Origin of the sequence: Sphingomonas sp. CL5.1, from assembly GCF_013344685.1 — a bacterium.
Lineage (GTDB): Bacteria > Pseudomonadota > Alphaproteobacteria > Sphingomonadales > Sphingomonadaceae > Sphingomonas.
The window spans coordinates 81,302-101,168 of the sequence record NZ_CP050137.1 but is presented as its reverse complement, the minus strand read 5'-3'; the positions used below and the strand labels follow the sequence as shown (position 1 = coordinate 101,168).

The 19,867-nt window shown below is 64.7% G+C and carries 20 protein-coding genes; 15 read left to right on the top strand and 5 right to left on the bottom strand.

Annotated features, from left to right (window positions below):
- Position 1 precedes the first annotated feature (1 nt).
- The 6 genes from trbL to F9288_RS00535 all read left to right on the top strand — a co-directional run bounded on the left by trbL (position 2) and on the right by F9288_RS00535 (position 4,826).
- Complete coding sequence (trbL, locus tag F9288_RS00560) at positions 2-1,402, top strand: P-type conjugative transfer protein TrbL (protein ID WP_174834836.1); 1,401 nt, start codon at positions 2-4, stop codon at positions 1,400-1,402.
- The gene (gene trbF, locus F9288_RS00555) at positions 1,399-2,088 is read left to right on the top strand and encodes a conjugal transfer protein TrbF (protein ID WP_174834835.1); all 690 of its coding nucleotides are present in this window, start codon (positions 1,399-1,401) and stop codon (positions 2,086-2,088) included. The genes trbL and trbF overlap by 4 nt, the downstream gene beginning before the upstream one ends.
- A 2-nt stretch (positions 2,089-2,090) precedes the next feature.
- Positions 2,091-2,930, top strand: a complete 840-nt coding sequence (gene trbG, locus F9288_RS00550) for a P-type conjugative transfer protein TrbG (RefSeq protein WP_174834834.1) — start codon at positions 2,091-2,093, stop codon at positions 2,928-2,930.
- Positions 2,927-4,120 (top strand): TrbI/VirB10 family protein, encoded by a 1,194-nt coding sequence (locus tag F9288_RS00545; protein ID WP_174834833.1) that lies wholly within the window; start codon positions 2,927-2,929, stop codon positions 4,118-4,120. The genes trbG and F9288_RS00545 overlap by 4 nt, the downstream gene beginning before the upstream one ends.
- A gap of 95 nt (positions 4,121-4,215) precedes the next feature.
- Positions 4,216-4,491 carry a type II toxin-antitoxin system Phd/YefM family antitoxin gene (locus tag F9288_RS00540; RefSeq protein WP_174834832.1) on the top strand — a complete coding sequence of 92 codons (276 nt, stop codon included), beginning with the start codon at positions 4,216-4,218 and terminating at the stop codon, positions 4,489-4,491.
- Positions 4,491-4,826: a type II toxin-antitoxin system RelE/ParE family toxin gene (locus F9288_RS00535; protein WP_174834831.1), complete on the top strand. Its 336-nt coding sequence runs from the start codon at positions 4,491-4,493 to the stop codon at positions 4,824-4,826. The genes F9288_RS00540 and F9288_RS00535 overlap by 1 nt, the downstream gene beginning before the upstream one ends.
- A 5-nt stretch (positions 4,827-4,831) precedes the next feature.
- On the opposite strand, the gene F9288_RS00530 is transcribed toward F9288_RS00535, so the two are convergent.
- Positions 4,832-5,785 carry a LysR family transcriptional regulator gene (locus F9288_RS00530; RefSeq protein WP_174834830.1) on the bottom strand — a complete coding sequence of 318 codons (954 nt, stop codon included), beginning with the start codon at positions 5,783-5,785 and terminating at the stop codon, positions 4,832-4,834.
- Between the two features lie 375 nt (positions 5,786-6,160).
- Here F9288_RS00530 and F9288_RS00525 point away from each other — a divergent pair, with 375 nt between their 5' ends.
- The 9 genes from F9288_RS00525 to F9288_RS00485 all read left to right on the top strand — a co-directional run bounded on the left by F9288_RS00525 (position 6,161) and on the right by F9288_RS00485 (position 12,753).
- Positions 6,161-6,937 carry a LuxR family transcriptional regulator gene (locus tag F9288_RS00525; RefSeq protein ID WP_174834829.1) on the top strand — a complete coding sequence of 259 codons (777 nt, stop codon included), beginning with the start codon at positions 6,161-6,163 and terminating at the stop codon, positions 6,935-6,937.
- Positions 6,938-7,113: 176 nt separating this feature from the next.
- Entirely contained in the window at positions 7,114-7,734 is a 621-nt protein-coding gene (locus tag F9288_RS00520) for an acyl-homoserine-lactone synthase (protein ID WP_174834828.1), read from the top strand.
- 1 nt (position 7,735) lies between these two features.
- Positions 7,736-8,659 (top strand): phytanoyl-CoA dioxygenase family protein, encoded by a 924-nt coding sequence (locus tag F9288_RS00515; protein ID WP_174834827.1) that lies wholly within the window; start codon positions 7,736-7,738, stop codon positions 8,657-8,659.
- A complete protein-coding gene (locus F9288_RS00510; protein ID WP_174834826.1) occupies positions 8,656-9,264 on the top strand; it encodes a GntR family transcriptional regulator in 609 nt (202 codons plus the stop codon). The genes F9288_RS00515 and F9288_RS00510 overlap by 4 nt, the downstream gene beginning before the upstream one ends.
- Positions 9,265-9,299: 35 nt before the next feature.
- On the top strand, positions 9,300-9,572 hold the full coding sequence (locus F9288_RS00505; protein WP_368076187.1) for a type II toxin-antitoxin system Phd/YefM family antitoxin: 273 nt from the start codon (positions 9,300-9,302) through the stop codon (positions 9,570-9,572).
- The gene (locus F9288_RS00500) at positions 9,569-9,994 is read left to right on the top strand and encodes a type II toxin-antitoxin system VapC family toxin (RefSeq protein ID WP_174834824.1); all 426 of its coding nucleotides are present in this window, start codon (positions 9,569-9,571) and stop codon (positions 9,992-9,994) included. The genes F9288_RS00505 and F9288_RS00500 overlap by 4 nt, the downstream gene beginning before the upstream one ends.
- A gap of 187 nt (positions 9,995-10,181) precedes the next feature.
- Positions 10,182-10,319: a benenodin family lasso peptide gene (locus tag F9288_RS00495; RefSeq protein WP_174834823.1), complete on the top strand. Its 138-nt coding sequence runs from the start codon at positions 10,182-10,184 to the stop codon at positions 10,317-10,319.
- 50 nt (positions 10,320-10,369) lie between these two features.
- Positions 10,370-11,020 (top strand): lasso peptide biosynthesis B2 protein, encoded by a 651-nt coding sequence (locus F9288_RS00490; protein ID WP_174834822.1) that lies wholly within the window; start codon positions 10,370-10,372, stop codon positions 11,018-11,020.
- Positions 11,017-12,753 carry an asparagine synthetase B family protein gene (locus tag F9288_RS00485; RefSeq protein ID WP_174834821.1) on the top strand — a complete coding sequence of 579 codons (1,737 nt, stop codon included), beginning with the start codon at positions 11,017-11,019 and terminating at the stop codon, positions 12,751-12,753. The genes F9288_RS00490 and F9288_RS00485 overlap by 4 nt, the downstream gene beginning before the upstream one ends.
- On the opposite strand, the gene F9288_RS00480 is transcribed toward F9288_RS00485, so the two are convergent.
- The 4 genes from F9288_RS00480 to F9288_RS00465 all read right to left on the bottom strand — a co-directional run bounded on the left by F9288_RS00480 (position 12,730) and on the right by F9288_RS00465 (position 19,480).
- Complete coding sequence (locus F9288_RS00480; RefSeq protein WP_174834820.1) at positions 12,730-14,817, bottom strand: Atxe2 family lasso peptide isopeptidase; 2,088 nt, start codon at positions 14,815-14,817, stop codon at positions 12,730-12,732. The two genes, F9288_RS00485 and F9288_RS00480, sit on opposite strands and share 24 nt — an antisense overlap.
- Positions 14,811-17,753 carry a TonB-dependent receptor gene (locus F9288_RS00475; protein WP_174834819.1) on the bottom strand — a complete coding sequence of 981 codons (2,943 nt, stop codon included), beginning with the start codon at positions 17,751-17,753 and terminating at the stop codon, positions 14,811-14,813. The genes F9288_RS00480 and F9288_RS00475 overlap by 7 nt, the downstream gene beginning before the upstream one ends.
- Positions 17,754-17,831: 78 nt before the next feature.
- A complete protein-coding gene (locus F9288_RS00470) occupies positions 17,832-18,848 on the bottom strand; it encodes a FecR family protein (RefSeq protein WP_174834818.1) in 1,017 nt (338 codons plus the stop codon).
- The gene (locus tag F9288_RS00465) at positions 18,848-19,480 is read right to left on the bottom strand and encodes an RNA polymerase sigma factor (protein ID WP_174834817.1); all 633 of its coding nucleotides are present in this window, start codon (positions 19,478-19,480) and stop codon (positions 18,848-18,850) included. Before F9288_RS00465 ends, F9288_RS00470 begins: the two co-directional genes overlap by 1 nt.
- Positions 19,481-19,867: the final 387 nt, after the last annotated feature.

Below are 19,867 nucleotides of genomic sequence, written 5' to 3'. Positions count from 1 at the left end.
CATGGGCGAGGGCACCGGCGTCATCGACAGGTTCCTCGACCTGTTCGCGCGTTACATCGATTCGGGCTTCGGGCTGATCCATGGTGACGTCGGGTTCCTCGCCAGCTCGCTCATCGTCATCGACGTGACGCTGGCGATCCTGTTCTGGACGTGGGGCGAGGGCGAGGACATTGTCGCGCGGCTGGTCAGGAAAACGCTTCAGGTCGGCTTCTTCGCCTTCCTGATTGCCAATTGGAACGGCCTGGCGAAGGTCATCTATCTGAGCTTCTCGGGGCTGGGTCTGAAGGCGGCCGGATCGGGCAGCGCCGACGACCTCCTGCATCCCGGCAGGATCGCCACCATCGGCATCGACGCGGCGCGACCGCTGTTCGATCAGGCGTCGGCGCTCGCCGGGCCGGTCGGTCTGTTCACCAACGCAGCGCAGATCGCGATTTTGCTGCTGGCATTGGTGATCGTCCTGCTCGCCTTCTTCATCATCGCGATCCAGCTGTTCGTGACGCTAATCGAGTTCAAGCTCGTGACACTGGCCGGGTTCGTGCTGGTGCCGTTCGGCTTGTTCGGCCGCACCGCGTTCCTTGCCGAGCGGGTGCTCGGCAATGTGATGGCGACCGGGGTCAAGGTGCTGGTGCTCGCTGTCATCATCGGCATCGGCTCGACCATCTTTCGCGAGTTCGTGGTGGATTTCGGCGACATGCCACCGACGCTCGAACAGGTCGGCGCCATCGCGCTTGCCGCATTGACACTGCTCGGTCTCGCGATGTTCGGGCCCGGCATCGCGTCGGGGCTGGTCTCGGGCGGTCCGCAGCTTGGTGCAGGTGCCGCATTCGCGACCGGCATGACGGTGGCCGGGATCGGGACCGCCGTCGGCGCGGGCGTTGCCGGCGCTGCCGGACTGGCCGGCCGGGCCACGTCGGCGGCGGCCTCCACTCTCTCCCGGTCCGCGGGTTCTGGCGCCTATGGTGCCCGATCTGGCGGACCTCCGCCCGCGCCGCCCGCTCCCTCGGCGCCTTCGGGCGGAGCCTCCCAGGGTTCCAGCGGTGTGCCGCATCGTTGGAATGGAGGCGGAGGGGGCGCTCCGACGGTTTCCCCGCCGCTCGGAGCGCCCGAAGGCGGTGCGGTTGCAAACGGTGTGGGCGACGGTGGCGTGGAACCGGCGTCGGCGGGAAGCGACACCATGGAAGCTGGTGCGGGAGCTGCGGAACAGACTGGCGTCAGCAATGCGTCCTTGCCGCTGGCTCCCATGCACGCTGCGGCGTCCGCCCCATCGCCGACACCGGAATGGGCGAAGCGGCTGCGTCGCCGGCAGGCCATGTTCCAGGGCGCGACCATGGCCGCGCATGCGCTGCGTTCAGCCGACCACCATGGGGGTGCCGCCCATATCTCGCTGGAGGACCGTTCATGAATCCGTTCCGCCGTTCCTCATCGCGCTTCGGCCGCGAGCCCGTTCCCGAAACCCCCTATCAGCGCGCTGGGCAGGCGTGGGACGAGCGCATCGGCTCGGCGCGCGCGCAGGCATATAGCTGGCGGCTGATGGCGTTCGGCGCGACCGCGCTGCTGTCGCTGTCGGTGGTCGACAACCTGCGGCTGCGGTTCGGCGCGCATATCGTGCCCTGGGTGGTCGAGGTCGACCGGCTGGGCGCGGCGCGCGCCGTGGCGCCCGCGACCGCCGATTATCATCCGACCGACGCGCTGATCGCATCGCAACTCGCGCGGTTCATCGAAAATGTCCGGTCGCGGCCGGCCGATCCGATCGTGCTGCGCCAGAATCTCGCCACCGCCTACTACTTCACCACCGAACAGGGTGCCGCCGCGCTCAACGACTATGCGCGGAGCAGCGATCCGTTCGCCGATCTCGCTGACAGGCAGGTGTCGGTTGATGTGAAGAACGTCGTGCGCGCCTCGGCCGACAGCTTTCGCATTGCGTGGGATGAACGCCATTACGACCATGGCCAGCTTGCCGCCACCACCCATTGGTCGGCGATCCTGACCATCGTCATCCGCACGCCCGATGATGCGGCGACGTTCAGCCGCAATCCGCTCGGGCTCTATGTCCATGCCATCAACTGGTCACAGGATCTCGGAGATTGATCATGCGCTCCTTGCTGCTCGCAACACCCCTGCTGCTCACCCCCACGCCGGCGCTTGCACAATCGTCGCCCGCATCGGCGCATCCGGTGGCGACCGCGACCGATGCCGCGCGGATCGCCCCGCGCCCCGCCGGCTGGCAGGGGGCGACACAGCTGTTCGTCTATGCGCCGGGCGGACTCTATCAGATCTATGCCGCGGTCGGGCAGGTCACCGATATCATGTTGCAGGAAGGCGAGATGCTGTCCGACACCGGCGCGGTCGCGGCCGGCGACACGGTGCGGTGGGTGATCGGCGAGGCGTCGAGCGGGACTGGCACCAGCCGTCGCACGCATATTCTTGTCAAGCCGACCGATCCTGGCCTGCGCACCAACCTTGTTATCAATACGACCACGCGCACCTATCATGTCGAACTGCGTTCGACGCCCGCGACCTATATGGCGAGCGTCGGCTGGTCCTATCCGCAGGACGGACTGATCGCGGTGCGCAGCCGCGCGCAGGCGGCGGCACAGGTCGCCGCCGCGCAGGTTCAGACCGGGATCGATCCGGCAAAGCTCGACTTCGCTTATCGGCTCACCGGCGCCAGTCCGCCGTGGAAGCCGATGCAGGTGTTCGATGACGGCGCGAAAACTTACCTGCTGTTCCCTGACAGCATCGGGCAGAGCGAGCTGCCGCCGCTGTTCCTGATTGGCGAGCGCAACACGGCCGAGCTGGTCAACTATCGCGTGTCGGGCCGCTACATGGTGGTCGACCGGTTATTCTCGATCGCCGAACTCCGGCTCGGCACGAAGAAACAACAGATCGTCCGGATCGAGCGGACGCGCGGTCGGAAGCAGAACGCGTGAGCGGGCGCGACGATCTCGGGACGGGCTCGCCGCCCCGGCCGGCGCCGATCCCCACGCGCGCGGCCCCGCCGGTTCCGCGCAGGCTGTCACGGCGGGCGCTGGCCACGCTGGCGGGCGTGGCTGCGATCAGCGTGGCGGCGGCGCTCGGCTACAGCCTGAGCCAGGGGCATCGCACCGTCGCCGCGCGGCAGACGGTATCGATCGACCGCCGCCAAACCGCTGCGCTGGCCGGCGCGCCGAAGGATTATGGTGATCTGGCCCGCATCGCCTCGGCGGGGATCGGCGCACCGCCGGTTACGCGCCGAACATCCGTCACGTCGACCACCGCCGGCACGGTCGTCCCATCTACGCCGCTCGACAACCAGGCTGCCGCCGACCGGCAGCGCGGGCGCCAGCAAAACGACAGCGCGCGCGCGAGCAAGCTGTTTGCCGGAACCAGCGAAGGTACTCGGACGACCGTCGTCAGCGCGGACTCGCCGTCTGCATCGACCGCGCAGCCTGCTACGCCCGCCGCAGCGCCGATCGCGAATGCCGACGCGCAGGATCGCAAGGCCGCGTTCGTTGCCGGCGGTGCGCGCGAGCCGACCGTCAACAGCGGCCGGATCGCCTTATCTGCCGGACGCTATGTGGTATTGGCGGGCTCGACGATCGCCGCGGCGCTGATCACCGGCCTGTCCTCCGATCTTCCCGGCCAGGTCGTGGCGCAAGTGACCGAGGATGTGTTCGATAGCGTGACCGGCGCCACGCGGCTCGTGCCGCAGGGAACGCGGCTGATCGGCAGCTATGATGCGCGCGTTACCTACGGGCAGACCCGCGCGCTGGTGGTCTGGACGCGGATGATCTTCCCCGATGGCCGCTCGATCGACCTCGACCGGATGATCGGCACCGATGCCGCCGGGCAGTCGGGGTTCGCCGATCGGGTCAACAGTCATACCGGCAAGCTGCTCACCGCGGGATTGCTGTCCACCCTGTTTGGCGTCGGCGCCAATGCCGCGACGGCGGGAGGTGGTGGCAACAATGATATCGCATTCGCGATCCGCGAGAGCGCAGCGCGATCGGTCGAGAGCGTCGGCGACAGGATCGTCGGCCGGCAGCTCGATGTGCAGCCGACGATCACCGTGCGGCCAGGCGCGCGGGTGCGCGTGCTTGTTAGCCGCGATCTTGTCCTCGAGGCGTGGAACGGTGGCTGATTTCCCACTGTCGTATCCGGGCACGCGCAAATGGCCGGCACTTGCCCAATCGACGCACTGGACTATATTCGGTCTGAATATAGACAGGTGCGGCGATGCGATATTCTGCCCAGATCAAACCGATCAGCTATTTGAAGGCCCATGCTGCGGAGGTACTCCTCGAGCTGAGGGAAAGGCGCGAACCCGTGGTGATCACGCAAAACGGTGAAGCGAAGGCGGTAATCCAGGACGTGGCAAGCTTCGAGCAGACGCAGGAAACGCTTGCGCTCCTCAAGCTGCTCGCGCTCGGGAACCAGGACATCGCCGCAGGGAAAACCAGGCCAGCGCGCGCGATTGTCGACGGCTTGCGATCGAAGGGCGCCGCGCGCTGATGGCGGACCGGCGGTTCGAGGTCGAACTGACCGAGGGCGCGGAACGTGATCTGGAAACCATCCACGCCTGGCTCGCCGAGCATCGTTCACCCGACGACGCCGAAGCGCTGCTGGATTCGTTTCTCGACAAGGTCCAGACGCTGGAGCGCTTTCCGTTGCGGGGCGCGGTTCCCAGGGAACTCGATGCGCTTGGGATTCGCGAATTCCGCCAAATTCTGCTGACGCCTTACCGGCTGATCTATCGGGTCGCGGGCGAGACGGTGTTCATTCTCGTGATCGCCGATGGGCGCCGGGATATGCAGGCATTGCTCGAGCATCGTTTATTGACCCGCTAATCCTTTCACGCGTCGTGCGATGTCGCGCGGAGATGTCGCAGCAATCGGTGCCGGAGCGGGTTGGCGTCATCGCGCAACCAACACGCATGGATCGCGATACGGGCGTGCTCCCCGCTGAGCGGCCGGAAACAGACGCCGGGACGGGGGGTCGCGGCGGACGCCGGTATGATGCCCGCTCCCCGGTCTCTCGCCACGAGATCGAGAATCGTTGTCGGCGTCACCTCGTGAAGCGGAGGGCTGCGTGACTCGTTGATCTGGGCGCCCAACACACTGTCACGTAGCGCCTCACCGATATACCACGGCCAGAACAACCTGAGCGGCCGCAGCGCCGAGCCGTGGATTTCGATTGGACCGGCTAGCGGGCTTTTCTCCGGTATCGCGGCGACCAGCCGTTCGTTCCACAGGAACGCGTTTTCGTGGCGCGTGTCGTCGAGTGTGCCGGACAATGGAGCTACCAATATGTCGATCCGGCACCGGTCGAGCGCAGTGGGAAGCGCTTGAGGGGACGCCTCGGCAAGCCGCAGTTGCACCGCCGGCGCCTCGGCCGCGAAGGCGGCCAGCCCGATAAGGAAGCGGCCGTCGAAAAAGCCCGGACAGAACCCGACGGACAAGGTACCGCTGCGGCTTCGCGCCGCGCTCATTGCATCAACCATCTGACGGTCGACCGTATCTATGACACGGCGGACGCTCGGCAGGATCGCGCGTGCGATCGGCGTCAGCCTGAGCGGCGCGCCCGGCCGGCGCGTAAACAGATCGCCGCCATAGATATCCTCGAGCCGCCTGATGGTCTGGCTGATCGCGGGCTGGCTGCAGCCGAGCCGCCGCGCGGCGCCGGTGAAGGTGCCGCTTTCGACGACGCGCAGGAATACGGCGAGCTGATGGAACTCGGGATGCGCGGGGTGTGCACCGACAGTTTTATGCGCGGTCGCTGCGACAGGTGAAAAGACGTCCCGGTTCATGATCTTCGTGTCCGGCCGCGAGTATCGAACCGTTCGATTTTTGCGCAGCGTTATCGCAAAAGAGCAACGTCCAAACGAAACATAAAAATAGAGCGATGGCTTTCCCGTAGATGCGGGAGGAGGACGCGTCATATTCCCGACATTCGCGTACGGCTCGCGAAACGATCCCGCAAAATCATGAGGCGCGGTGATCAGACTCGCGCTGAGCGACAAAGATCTTTATAGAAATTTGTTTTGGCCGTGCTTTTGCGCGACCGGGTGCGTAAGCCGCCGACAGAACGTGTGCATCCGCGAAAATCTGTCGACATTGTCAGGAGCGGCCGGAAAAGACGTGAGACAGATACACGTGTGCTGGCCGCAATCGGGGAGCAGTCAATGCTTATCGATATCGTCCGACGGTTTCATGAGGTCATCGAACTCTTCGAAAGCCTGGAAGCGATTGCGCAGGCGGTCGCCGCGATATGCAAGGGAGCGGGCTTCCACTATTTCGCGATTGCTCACCATGCGCACTGGCACCCGGGTTGTTCCGAATTGCTGCGGGTGCACAACTATCCCATCCATTGGGCGACATGGTTCGACGCGCAGGGGCTGGGCGTGCGTGATCCGGTTCACCGGGCAAGCCAGATGCGCAATTCCGGTTTTGGCTGGTGGGAACTCGAACACCTCGTCGATCTGACGCCCGACGACCACAGGATTCGGGCGTTGGCGGTGGCCGCGGGCATCGGCGATGGCTATACGGTTCCTTATCATGTGCCGGGCGAACGCAGCGGATCCTGCTCTTTTGCGATGGAACCGGGTCTTCGCTTTCCCCGCGACCAGATTCCGCTCGCACAATCGCTCGGCGCTTTCGCGTTCGAGGCGGCAAGGAATCTTGTCGTCCGACGCTCATCACCTCGCCGCCGCCCCGCACGGCTGACCGAGCGGGAGCGCGAAATCATTGTGTGTCTGGGGCAGGGCAAGCAGGAGAAGGAGATCGCGCGTCATCTCGCGATCAGCCCGGCAACGGTCAACGCGCACCTCAAGAACGCACGCTCGCGCTGCGGGTTTAGCAAGAGCTCGCCGCTGGTCGTCCACGGGTTGTTCACGGGATCGATCACCTATGGCGAGCTTTTGCCCGGCTGTTGTTCGCCGCGATCGCGAAGTTGTTCCTGAAAAAACGGGCAGAGAATCTGGGTATCAGATTAACCCATGTCGGGCGGAAGAGACGGCGAATCGATCAAATGTAGTGTCTTTCCTGGTCGAGCCTATCCCGTGTTTACAGGATAGGATCGACCGACCCTTCTCGAGCAAATCCTGTTTCGTCATCGATAATAGCGGGGCGATTCAAGATGTCGGGAGACCGGAGAAACCTGGATGAAGGGCACGCGCTGCGTGCGATGTTCGTGGCGCGCAAGGAGGTGTTTGTCGACCTCCTGGGCTGGGATGTCCCGATGCTCGATGGCCGTTTCGAACTCGATCAGTTCGACGACGTGCATGCCCGCTATCTCATCCTGCTCGATGCGCAAGGTCGCCATCGTGCATCCGCGCGCCTGCTGCCGACGACGCGGCCGCATATTCTGGACACGTTATTTCCCGAGCTTTGCCAGGACGACATTCCGCGCGGGGCAGGGGTATGGGAGATCACCCGCTTCTGCCTCGACCGGCACCAGAATGCCGCGGAACGGCTCGCGGCGCGCAACCGGCTGGTGAGCGCGCTTGCGGACCATGCGCTCGATCATGGCATCAGACGCTATACCGGTGTTGCCGAACTCCCCTGGCTTAGACAGATCATGCGGTTCGGCTGGCGATGCCGACCACTGGGGCTGCCGCATATTCACGCGGGCCGTTCCCTGTCGGCGCTTGTGATCGATATCGATGAGGACACCATTTCCGGACTGCGCGACGCGGGTATCTACGGGCCGGCAAGCAGAACCCCGGTATACCACCTGCCTCCACTGGAGGCGGCGTGACATGGTGCACCATCCAACATGCAGCGCGGGCCCGGTCGCGCAGGATCAGCGCTTTGCCCCGAACTGGTGTCAGCTGCGCGAAGAGGGCTGGTGCCTGATCGAGGACGCCTTGCCCGGGCCGCTATTGGCCGCGCTCGAAGCCGACCTCCAGCCCCGGTTCGAGCAGACGCTGTTCTCGACCGGCGGTTTCTACGGCGAGCGTACCAAACGCTTTGGCCGTTTGCTCGCCCGGTCGAAGCATGCCGCAGCGCTGGTCGAGCACCCGCTGATCCTCGGGCTGGCGGAGGCGGCGCTCAAACCCTGGTGCGATACGATCCAACTCAACCTGACCCAGGCGATCGAAATTCATCCCGACGCCCTGTCACAGCTTCCGCATCGCGATCAGGATATGTGGCAGGGCGTGAAGGGCGAGGTCGAATATCTCCTCAACGTAATGTGGCCGCTCGTGCCGTTCACGCATGATAATGGCGCAACCCGGATGTACCCGCGCAGTCATGGGGCCGCGGCACTCGACGATGCCGATCCGGGCGAGTCGCTCGCGGTGGAATGCGATCCGGGCGCGGCGATCGTCTTCCTCGGCTCAACCCTGCATGGTGCCGGCGGGAATGAAACTGATGTGCCCCGCCGGGGAATCATTGTCAGTTATTGTCTGGGCTGGCTCAAACCTTACGAAAATCAGTGGCTGGCCTATCCGCCCGCTATCGCGCGCACATTTTCGCCGTCGCTGGCGCGGCTGGTCGGCTACCAGCAGCACCGCCCCAATCTCGGGAACGTCGATGGCCTGTGCCCATCGTTATTGCTCGGGGACACCCTTCCCGCGAGGATTGGCGCGGTCGATGCGCTGCGGCCTGACCAGACAGAACTGGTCGCCGCGTTTGTTGCAGACCAGGCCGCCGGCACGAAGCCAAATGAGGCCGGACCATGAATCCCGCGCCGCTGTTCGACCGGGTCTATGCGGGCGTCAGGGCGCGCCTCCTGTCAGGCGAATGGCCACCCGGTCATCGCATCGATCTCGCATCGCTCGCCGACGCGCTCGGCGCCAGCGTCACCCCGGTACGCGATGCGCTCTACCGCCTCAATGGCGAACGCCTTCTTGCGGTGGGCGTGCATGACGGCTTTGCGGTGCCGGCCATTACCGAACCGGAGCTTCATGACCTATACGCCTGGAACCGGGACTTGCTGGTGATCGCGCAGATGAATTTCGGGAGCGCGAAATATACAATCGACGATCCTCGCGAGGGCAATATGGTCGAACGAGCGGAGCGGCTGTTTCAGGCAATCGGCGCATCTTCGCACAACCCGGAACATGGTATCGCGATCGAGGCGGTCAGCGATCGGCTTCGTACCGCCAGAATCGCCGAGGTCAGGCTCGGTATTGCCGACGAGAGGGAATTGCGCGTTCTGATCAAAATAGTGGCGGGCGGGAACGCACCGGCTTTGCGGAACCAGATCGAACTCTATCACCTGCGCAGGCAGACCCATGCCGGACGGATTGTCCATGCGATGTATCGACCGGAAGCGCGCGGATAGGCATCCGCGTTGCGAAATTGACCTTTTACGCCTATATGACCAGATACATGGTCAGGAGCGTGGCATTGGACTCGATCAATCTCGCGGACGCCAAGGCGCATTTGAGCGAACTGATCGACCGGGTCGAGGACGGCGAGTCGATCGAAATTCTCCGGCGCGGCAAGCCTGTTGCGCGGTTGAGCAGCGCGCACCGTGCCGCCCGGCCGGTCATCGCCGCGGAACTGCGCGCGCTGACGTCCGGGATCAAGCCGCAGCGCACGTCGGCGGCAGAGGTGGTGCGCGAGATGCGTGACGGCGATCGCTATTGACGCTCTATCTCGACACATCGCTCATTATCGCGGCACTTACCCCTGAGGCGGCGACACCCCGCGTACAGGACTGGCTCGAAGCGCAGGAAGCGGGGTCGCTGGTCATCAGTGATTGGGTCGTCACCGAAATCTCCTCGGCGCTGTCGATCAAATTGCGGAGCGGCCAGATCACGCCCGAGGAGCGCGCCCGCGTTCTGGCCGCCTACACGCGCCTCGCGAGCGAAAGCTTCGAAATCCTCGAAGTACGTGGCGACGATTTTCGGACGGCCGCGCATTTCGCCGACAATCATGGGCTGAACCTGCGCGCGGGCGATGCATTGCATCTCGCCATCGCATCGAGACACGGCGTGACGCTGGTGACGCTCGACAGACGTCTCGCCGAGGCCGGTCCTTCGCTGGGCGTGCAAACAAGTCTGGCCTAGCCCGTTTTCCGGAAGAAAAGTCCTTACCGGTTCGCAGTGACACTGCTTGTTTGTCGGGAAAAATCTGGTTGCTCGTGTCTGTCCGAAAATAAGCCGAAAATAACTACACTATAAGCTTTGTATATCGCGCTTCGTACGTAGCCTTAATTGCGCCGCGATCTCTCGCGGTACAACCAAGGAGGTAGTCATGAACCGCGTTGATCATCAAGGAAATGAGGAACTGATCGATCTCGGCGCTGCGAGCGTCGAGACCCGTGGCGGCGAACCCCTCGCCCTCGATCAGTTCGGTGTCGGTATTCCGACCGGCATGTCGGACGCCGACTGACGCAATGGGCGCCGGCGGCTGCGCTGCTGGCGCCTTTCGCGTATCGAACCATGGGCTGGAAACTCGCACCTGACGTGACGTTCTGTATCGCCTCGAACAAGGCGATCTTCCTCGACGTGCGTGCGGACCGCTATACGCGCTTGCCTGAACACCTGAACGCGCCGTTCGTGCCATGGGTGTCGGGAAATCATCCGGCCGAACCCTGCGAGGCAGTGGCGATGCTCGAGCGCGCCGGTCTGCTTGAGCCGGTCGAGGGCAACGCAATGCCCATGCCCTGCGGGATGGTCGCCGCCCGTTCGGGGGTATCGCCGCGACGGCCTGGTTCGGCCGCCGCGCTGCTGGAATCCATATTGTTTCGTCAGGCTCTCCATCGTGCTCGTCGCCGCCTTGCGCGGCGACGCCTGTTCGGTGCGCTCACCCATGTGGCGATGCAGCGGGTAGCGCTGCGGCCATATCGCGACCCCCGCGCCATCACGGCGGGGCTGCTCGCGGCCGGTGCGGCGCTCGGTCCGGGCGATGATTGTCTGGTGCGCTCGCTGGCGCTGGTCGACCGATTGCACCGCGCTGGAAGCGACGGCACAATTGTCCTCGGTGTGATTGCAATGCCGTTCGGGGCGCATTGCTGGATCCAGGCCGGCGATCATGTCCTGAACGACCATGTCGATCGCGTCTCGCTGTTCACCCCGATCCTCGTGATATGAAGCTCAACAGCTTTCTTGCCCTCGTGCCGCGTAATCCCGACAGCGCCGTCGCCGCCCGGCAAGCGCTACTCCCCCCTGGTATGAGCGAGCGTCTAGGGTCCGATACAATACTGCTGTTTGTCCCGGACGACACGCCGTGGCTGCTCTTTGACGGCGACGGCGTAATTGTCGGTGATCTGTTTGACCCTTCATCGACGCGGATATCGGCGGGCGATCCGGACAGTTTTCGCCAATGGCGCGCAACCGGTGGCAAGGCGCTGCTCGACCGGCATTGGGGCAGCTATCTCGCGCTGCTGCCCGGCGACGACGGCGTGACGGTCTTGCGCGATCCCTCCGGCGGCGTCGCGTGTTATTATGCCGCCACCGCCTGGGGGCTTATGCTGGCGAGCGACGCGGCATTGCTTACGGCGACCGGCCTGATCGCGCCGACGATCGACTGGGATGAGATCCTCGCCCAGTTGATTTTCGTCAGCCTGCGAACCCCGCGTACCGCGCTCGACCCGATCCGCGAGTTGCTTCCCGGCAGCACCTTGCACACTGACGGCATCGATGTGCGTGTCGACAGCCTCTGGTCGCCCTATCGCTACGTCGAGGGATGGACCGCGAATGCGCGTATCGATGATGCCGCCGACGGCTTGCGCCGGATAGTGACCAATACCGTGGGGGCCTGGGCGCGGGTTTATCCCAAATCCCTCAGCGAATTGTCCGGGGGGCTCGATTCGTCAATCATCACCGCATGCCTTGCGAGGGCCGGCGGCGAGGTGGCAGGGGTCACCGTGCGCGGGCGCCAGGCCGATCTCGACGAGACCCCCTACGCCCAACTGGTCGCCGATACCTGTAATATACCGCTGCATCGCCTGACGCTCGACACCGCCTTCATTGACCTCGGGCGGTCGGCGTCAGCTCGCCTGCCGCGGCCGACGGCGCGGATCTTCGGCCAGGCCAGTGACCTGCAGATCGCTGCGCTCGGACGAACTCATGCCACGCAGGCCTTCTTCAGCGGCGGTACCGGCGATACGGTGATGTGGTATTTCAACACGGTGACCCCCGCGCTCGATCGTCTCGCCGTTGACGGGGTCGCGGGATTCCTCGGAACGATCGGTGATCTCGCCGAAATGTGTGCGGTGCCGCGCTCGCGGGCGCTCGCGCTGGCCGCGCGCAAGCTCCTTCATCGGCGACCGCAGCCCTGGCCGCACGATTGCCTGTTCCTTGCGCCCGATGTGTGCCGCGAGCTGCCGGCGATCCCACCGCATCCGTGGTGGGCGGCGCCGCGCGGCACCCGTCGCGGCGTCAGGGCCTATGTTCGCGCGCTGATCCAAATGCAGGATCATTTCGAATATTATGATCGCTCCGAGGTCGCGCCGCTGATCACGCCTTTCTATGCACAGCCCGTCATCGAATTCTGCCTAAGCGTGCCGAGCTGGCTATGGTGCGCCGGCGGCCGCAATCGGGCAGTCGCGCGGCACGCCTTTGCCGATATGCTGCCGCGCGCGATCCTCGAGCGCCGCACCAAGGGTGGTTTTGACGGCTTCGCCAACGAGGTGCTGCTCGAGCGCCGCGGGGAAGCGCACACGCGGCTGCGCGAGGGGCATCTTGCGCGCGCGGGCCTGCTGGACTTGCCCGCGATCGACGCCGCGCTTCTCGGTGAACGGCCGATCGCCGAACGGTCAGCCAACCGACTGCTGCGCCTGCTTGCGATCGAGGCATGGCTAGGATGCTGGGCGAGCGGCTAGTGCGCGCCATCGCGCGTAATGCGCCGCTTTGGCGGGATCGGGATCGACTTCGCCGCGGAGCCAGAAGTCGAACCAGTCGACTACGCGATCATATATCGCGAGGCGATGCGCCGGTTGCCATTTGAGATGATATTCGTCGGGGAACACGAACATCTCGACGGGGTTCCCGGCGTCTCGCAGGCTGCCTACCGTTTCCAGCGCGGCGCGGAATTCGCGATCAGCCGCCTGAATCAGCAGCGGCGTGTGCACGCGTCCTGCATTGCGCGCGAGCGAGAAAGGCCGCCAGAAAACATCCGCAGCGGGGCCGGGGAGGGGGTAGCCGAACTTTCGGATGTCGTCCTGGAAGGCGAGCCCGGCGCCGTAGGTCACGGAGCCGGGATCCTCGCAGCAACTGCTGATCACGGCTGTGCGGAAACGATCGCTGTTGAGCAGCGCCCATTGCACGGTCGAGGCGCCATCGCTGAGACCGGTGATGCCGATCCGCGTGGGGTCGATCACGCCGCGCGCGATGGCGGCATCGATTGCTGAATCGAGCGCGGTGAAGGCGCGTCGACGATCGGCCCAGTCCTTGACGTTGAGTCGCTGGAAGGCCTGGAAGTCCCGCGTGTCCGACCCGAAGGCGAACGACTGCGGTCGCTGGTAGCTCAGCACCGCAAATCCGCGCTGGGCAAAGAGGAAGATCGGATATTCGTCGCCGGTGCCGCCGCGTAGGAATCCGCGGCTGTTGTACTGGATAATGACGAGCGGGTGATGCTCGCCGGGGCGGTGGTCGGGTGGGAGCACGAGATCGGCAAAACTCATGGCGCCATCGCTCGCGCGCGCAGGAAGCCGGGTGACGGCCCCGAGCCGAAACGCGGCGAATTCAGGGTTCGGATCGTAGATCGGCACAATACGGCGCGCTTTGGGCAGGACGCTCACGAGTTCGCGAGGGCGCTGCGCTGCTTCCCTCGCGCACAGCAACCCGGCGACGCCCCGCTGACAGCCGGTTAGGTCGTCGGCGGTTTCATAAAGCGATACTGGCGCGCTCCCCGGCCGCCAGCGGAAAAACTCGAGGTGACCCGCTTTCTCACCGACCCAGTCGCGCAGGAACAGAAGGTCGCCGGTATCGGTCCACCAGATACCGACCACCCGCTCGGCACAGGCCGGCGCGTCGCATGGGTAAAGCCGGTCGTTGACCCTTGCGGTGAGGGCACCGGGACTGGTGTATCGACCGGCATAACGCGGCGCGACCCACGCGCTCGCGCCTTCCCGTCGCGCCCGGAGTGTCGCATTTGCGGGAATCCCGATTGCTGCGGCGGGTGCCAACAGCGCGCGGTCGGCATCGCTCGTCGGGTGAGCTGAGCCGTCGAGATCGACGACGCGATAATCGAATGGAACCGAGGCCGGAGGCAGCGGCCTAGCATCTGCCATCGGCCAGAAGCGGTGGTCGTAGATAAAGCCTGAGCGACTCTCGACGTCGATGTCGGCCTGTGCGTCCCCGATTCCGCGCCGAACAGAATAGATCAGCCGGGTACCGTTGGATGTCCATGCGAAGCGGCGCACGTCGCTCGTCTCGTTGGTGAGGGAACGGGCAGGAGCCTTGCCGTCGGCGTCGACCAGCCACAGCCGGGTACGGCCCTGATCGCGACGCAGAAAGGCGATCCTCCTTCCGTCGGGTGACCAGACTGGTGCCGGCGGATCGATCGCGCCGGTGCGTTGGTCGGCGAGACCGTGCAGATCGAAGGCCGCAAAGATCGGGTCACCGCCGCTATCGAGGATGCCGGCCGCGCCCGTTTCGGCGGTCACGACCACGAGACCGATGCAATAGCTGTTGGTTGCCGGGTCGGCGCGGCGCAGGATCAGCGCGACCCGGCGCCGATCGGGCGATACCGCAAAGCTGCGGTCGCCGCCCGGAATGTCATAGGGCGGCCCGAAGTCGCGCAGCCCGATCAGATCCTGCGGGGTCAGCGCGCGATTTCCTGGTGGCAGGCGCGCGACCGACGGCGTGAGCCGGTCGCGGCAGGTCTCGGCAGCGGCAGGCGCTGCGGCGAGCAGCGTAGTGGCGAACAGGAGGGGCCTTACCACCGCTTGGTGACCTCGATCGAGAAGATCTGGCCCAAGGGATTCGCATTTTCGACATCGTAGCCGATCGTGTTCGTGCCCACCGCGTAGCGGACTGGCGGCGGTGCCTGATTGAACAGGTTGGTCGCATTCAGGCCAATGGAAAGGCCGGATAGCGGACCATCGGTGCGGCGCGACCGCCAGGACAGCTGGAAATCGACCGTCGTCCAGGAGGCGACCGGCTGCGACGGCGTTACCGTGTTGTTGCGATAGCCGTCGATATAATTGACGAACAGCGCCGCCCCGAGCGGCGCACCGCCATAGCTCATGCGGCCACGTAGGCGCAGATCGGGGGGATTGCCGATCGTGCCGACGAGATTGATCGTTGGCGCCGTGGCGGTCAGTTGCTGGCGAAACGACAGCAACCAGCTCCCGCTCATGCCGATCTCGCCGTGGTGGCCGTTGACGTCGAAACGATACCCAAGATCGAAATCGATCCCGCGCTGGGTCTGGCGCGCGAGATTCTGGGTGCGGGCGTCAACGATCGCAGTGACCTGGCCGGCGGTGACGGCCGACAGTAACTGGAAATAGGGGCTGGCGAAATAGCCGGCGACCACCGCCGGGTCGGGTTTGTCGGTGATGATCGGCGCGTAGATCGCCCGGTCGGTGAAGAAGGTGAGCAGCGCCGAGGCGGGGCTGGCGATGCGATCGCGATAGTCGATCCCGAACCAGGTGAGCCGGGCGAATGGCCCCGGTGTGTCGGTCATGTTGACGTCGAATCCAAGCGTCCAGCTTGTCGCCTTCTCGGGGCCGAGGTTGGGATCGTTGCCGCGGATGATCAGCGCCCTGGTGACGCCGCCCGGTGCCGTCGGATCGGGCACCGGATAGGCGAAATAGAGGATCGCATTGGGATCTTGGCGCAGATCCTGAAAATTGGGGGCGCGGAACGAGGTTCCCCAGCTGCCGCGCAGCACGACGCGCCGGAACGGCTCCCACGATAGCCCGACCTTCGGATTGAAGGTGTTGCCAAAGTCGCTGTAATGCTCACCGCGCGCCGCGATCGAAAGGTCGAGCCGACCAACCCCCAGTCCTTCATCGGCCGCACCCGACAGGGGGGCGGCGAGTTCGACATAGCCTGCGGTGACGTTTCGTCGGCCGGTCCAGTTGGTCGACAGCACCGTAGGCGTCAGCGTTGCGGTGTCGAGCACGCCCTTGTCGAACACATACAGTTCGTCGCGATGCTCGACGCCGGTCGCGAGGCGGAGATCGCCCGCCGGCAGCGCCAGCAACGGCCCTTCGGCCCGAAGCTGGCCGCCCCACAGGCGATAATGCCCACCCGCCCGGATGCTGCCGCGGATTGTCGCAAGCGTCGCGGGATTGTTGGCGCTCCCGTTACCGAAAACGTTGAGCGCGGTTGCGGGATTGGTGTCGGCAAGCGCCGCTGTCATCCGGGCGCTGTTGACGAGATTGTAGCTGGTCGTGCTGTCGCGCTCGGTGCCAAAGGTGCCGTGCGCATCGATCTGCCAGCGGCCGATGCTGAGCTTGCCGCCCCCCGACAGGCCGATAGCCCGCGCTTCGCCGCGCATGCGTTCGGGGCCGAGGTCGTTGAGGAAGCTGTACTGCACCTGCACCGGCTGGTGCGTTCCGATCGGATCGACATAGAAGGGATTGGTGACCGGCACGACGACCGTCTTGGAATTGTACAATGCCGGTTTGGCGACATCGAATTGGCGATCGCCGAACAACGCTTGTCCATAAAGTTCGACATTGCCGATCGTCTGCCGCGCGGTGGCCAGCACGGCATGGCGCCGCTGCATTGGCAGCGCGTCGGCGTCGAGATAGCGGTCCTGCACATTGCGCTGACCGGGAAGCAGGGCGGAAACCGCGAGCGCGCGGCCGTCCTGCCCGGCGGGAATCCCGAAGAACTGGCCGCCGCCGACGATCGTGCCGGGCACCGCGGCGCCCGAGCGGAAATCGCCGAGCCCGTAACGGCGCAAATCCTCGCTGACATAGGGGCGATCGGCGGCGGCGAGCGCGCCGCGCTGATAGAATTCATAGCCGATCAGGAAATTGCCGGTCGACCAACGGTGACCGGCGAGCGCGCTTGCCTGCCGCTCGGTGAAGCCATCGGCGAGCCCAATCCGTCCGCTGGTCTCGAGCCCTTCTACATCGCTGCGCGGAACGATGTTGACCACGCCGGCAACGGCGTCCGAGCCGTACAACGCCGAGGCACCGTCGGGCAGTACTTCGATCCGGCCGATCGCGCTCAATGGGATCAGCGAAAGATCGGTAAATACGCCGGCGAGGCCCGCCATCGGGGGGCGCTCGCCATTGAGCAGCACCAGGGTCGAGGACGCGCCGAGTCCGCGCAGGTTGATGCCGGATCCATAGGCCGAGTTGAAGTCGGCATTGCCGCGTGCCGTCGCTGCGGTGGTCTCGTTCGGGCCGCCCCCGAAATTCTGCGGCAAGGCCTGGAGGAGCTGCTGGGTGGTGGCATAGCCAGTCTGCTCGATTGCGGTACGGTCGATCGCCGTCACCGCCGCGCCCGCCGGTGCCCGCCCGCGAATGCGGGAACCGGTCACGACAACATCGGACGATGATTCCGCCGCGTGCGTCCGCTCATCCCGCGGCGGCTCTGATCGCCCCCGGATGACAATCGTGTTGTCGGATATGGTAGCGGTGAGACCCGTGCGATCGAGTACCTGCTCCAGCGCTTCCTCGAGACTGAGATGTCCGGTTACGGCGGTGGATCGCTTGCCCTGGATGAGATCGCCGTCGGCGACGAGTTGCAGCCCGGCCTGTCGCGCCAGCGCACTCAGCGCCTGCCCGAGATCCTGCGCGGCGATATGGTAGTCATTCGCCGCGATACTCTGGGCTGCAGCGACGCCCGATAGACAGAAAGCGCTGATTGCCGCGCCCACCAACGCTGCGCGCCGCACGTGCGCACCCACTCTTACCATCTCGTCCTCCCCGATTGTCGGCCCGCGTGGTGCGGGCCTTCATCCGGGAAAGACGGGAATGGACGAGAACCGGACGAACTATTTTTCGGACGCAGCGCCTTTCGTCCGGAGCACGATGCTGCCGCGACGATCGATCGCGTCGAGGTTCAGGCTCGAGGCGAGCATGCGCACGAACCCGACGACATCATGAAGATCGCAATCTCCATAGACGCGCAATGCGCCTAGCGATGGGTCCGCCAGCGTGATGGCGACCGGACTGTGCGGGTTCAGCCTGGCGACGACCGCGTCGAGATGCTCATACTCGAAGTGGATATTATTGTCCTTCGCTGTTGCCCGCCGATCTTCGGAGGCCGGCGTGCTGGCCGCAGGATAGACCACATGCTGGCCGGCCGTCAGCTTGCGCGCCGGATTCGTCCCCTTGCCGTTCATCGCCGGGGACGCGACCGTGACGGATCCCTCAGTGAGATCCACGCGAATTGTCTGATCCGGTTGCAACCGGACGCTGAAAACCGTGCCGGTGGCGGTCGTCACGCCTCCGGCGGCCCAAACGACAAAAGGCCGTCGCGTATCGTGCGCGACCCTGAAGCTTGCCGCTCCCTTTTTCAAATCGATCCTGCGCAGATCAGGGACGAGTGCCGCGACGAGATCCGTGTCGGCCTCCAGCGTAATCGCCGAACCATCAGCGAGTTTTATCGATCGTCGCTGGTCAGGGAGTGTGCTGAATTCCTGTCCGGTGACCTGCCGCGAGGAATATTGATCGGGTACAAGCGGGTTCCGCGTCACGTGCCATCCGATCAGGCCGAGAAGAATGCAGGCGGCTGCGAGCGCACCAACTATCCCGCTCCAATGCCACGAACCGGCGGTTTCATCGGCCAGCGGCTGCTCAAGCCCGGAACCCCAGCCATGAGCTTGGAGTCTGCGTAGGGCTTCATTATACATACGGCGTCGTCGAACACCGCCCGCAAGCCAGCGTTCGCGCTCGGCACGATAACGATCGGCGCGATGGTTATCGGCGTCATCGATCATCTCGGTCAGAAAATACCCGATACGCCGGCCAATGAGCCAGCGGCCAAGCCATGGCAGCCAGTCCAGCATCAAAGCGTGCTCCTGACACGGCTGATAAGATGGAGCGCCTTGCGCATATGAGCCTTGACCACCCCCTCAGATAGCGAAAGCCGTTCCTGGATTTCGCGATAGGTCAACCCTTCTACACGACTAAGCAAAAATACCTGTCGTGTCACCGGTTTGAGTTTCCTCAGCGCGTGGTGGACATGATCCAGTTCCTGACGTCCGACCAGTTCCCGGTGAGGGTCGATCATGCTGGCTGGTAGGGATTCTTCGTCAAGCGGGTCGATGGATCCCTGTATACGGGTCGCGACCTTCGCTGCGCGATCCTTGAGTAGATTGGCCACGATCAGGCGCAGATAGGCCTGCGGCGTCTCGATCTTGCGGTCTGGTCTAATGCGGACAAGGCGGAAGAAGGCGTCGTGGGCCACGTCTGCGGCCTCTTCGGGATGGCCGAGCTTGCGACGAAGATATCGGGTAATCCGGGGGAGTTCAGCCTGATAAAGTGCTGTGATTTCCGCTTTCGGATCGCTCGGTTGCTCGGCGTCCCCGCCGATATCAATGGACCGTTCCAGCATGGCTGTCTCCCGCATGGTGGAGAGGACGCGCGCATCGGCTTCGATCATGCGCTGCATGGCGATGTGAACGATGGTGGTCGCCACGAACGCGGACGGCCCGACTATGTCGGTGTCCGTTCGAGGTCCGTCGTTCGTTCGTGTGGCTTTGGTCCATGCGTCGCGCCTATGTCCTCTCGGGGCGACGGCCAAAGCCGGATGTTGGAAACCCTGGCAATGCACAGAGCGCATGCGCCTTTACCGTTGCCGGCTGGACATACGCGCATGCCACCCGGCCGTGAATCCGACCGAGTTGCATTGCGAGGGGTTTCCACGCCCCACTCCCGGATTTTTCGAGAGCGGGGATACAGTCGCGTCATTCGCGCGATAAGGCAAGCTTATTAGCTCTGTCGGATCAGGCGCGGCGGCGGATATTAGTGATTAGATTTCAGTCCGCTTGCCGGAACAAGCGCCAGTCGAAGTTCCGGGTCGGTG

Excerpts from the sequence above, each read along its gene's own strand:
- trbL (WP_174834836.1), top strand. The coding sequence starts at position 2 with ATGGGCGAGGGCACCGGCGTCATCGACAGGTTCCTCGACCTGTTCGCG.
- trbF (WP_174834835.1), top strand. The coding sequence starts at position 1,399 with ATGAATCCGTTCCGCCGTTCCTCATCGCGCTTCGGCCGCGAGCCCGTT.
- trbG (WP_174834834.1), top strand. The coding sequence starts at position 2,091 with ATGCGCTCCTTGCTGCTCGCAACACCCCTGCTGCTCACCCCCACGCCG.
- F9288_RS00540 (WP_174834832.1), top strand. The coding sequence starts at position 4,216 with ATGCGATATTCTGCCCAGATCAAACCGATCAGCTATTTGAAGGCCCAT.
- F9288_RS00535 (WP_174834831.1), top strand. The coding sequence starts at position 4,491 with ATGGCGGACCGGCGGTTCGAGGTCGAACTGACCGAGGGCGCGGAACGT.
- F9288_RS00530 (WP_174834830.1), bottom strand. The coding sequence starts at position 5,785 with ATGAACCGGGACGTCTTTTCACCTGTCGCAGCGACCGCGCATAAAACT.
- F9288_RS00525 (WP_174834829.1), top strand. The coding sequence starts at position 6,161 with ATGCTTATCGATATCGTCCGACGGTTTCATGAGGTCATCGAACTCTTC.
- F9288_RS00520 (WP_174834828.1), top strand. The coding sequence starts at position 7,114 with ATGTCGGGAGACCGGAGAAACCTGGATGAAGGGCACGCGCTGCGTGCG.
- F9288_RS00515 (WP_174834827.1), top strand. The coding sequence starts at position 7,736 with ATGGTGCACCATCCAACATGCAGCGCGGGCCCGGTCGCGCAGGATCAG.
- F9288_RS00510 (WP_174834826.1), top strand. The coding sequence starts at position 8,656 with ATGAATCCCGCGCCGCTGTTCGACCGGGTCTATGCGGGCGTCAGGGCG.
- F9288_RS00505 (WP_368076187.1), top strand. The coding sequence starts at position 9,300 with ATGACCAGATACATGGTCAGGAGCGTGGCATTGGACTCGATCAATCTC.
- F9288_RS00495 (WP_174834823.1), top strand. The coding sequence starts at position 10,182 with ATGAACCGCGTTGATCATCAAGGAAATGAGGAACTGATCGATCTCGGC.
- F9288_RS00490 (WP_174834822.1), top strand. The coding sequence starts at position 10,370 with ATGGGCTGGAAACTCGCACCTGACGTGACGTTCTGTATCGCCTCGAAC.
- F9288_RS00485 (WP_174834821.1), top strand. The coding sequence starts at position 11,017 with ATGAAGCTCAACAGCTTTCTTGCCCTCGTGCCGCGTAATCCCGACAGC.
- F9288_RS00475 (WP_174834819.1), bottom strand. The coding sequence starts at position 17,753 with ATGGTAAGAGTGGGTGCGCACGTGCGGCGCGCAGCGTTGGTGGGCGCG.
- F9288_RS00470 (WP_174834818.1), bottom strand. The coding sequence starts at position 18,848 with ATGCTGGACTGGCTGCCATGGCTTGGCCGCTGGCTCATTGGCCGGCGT.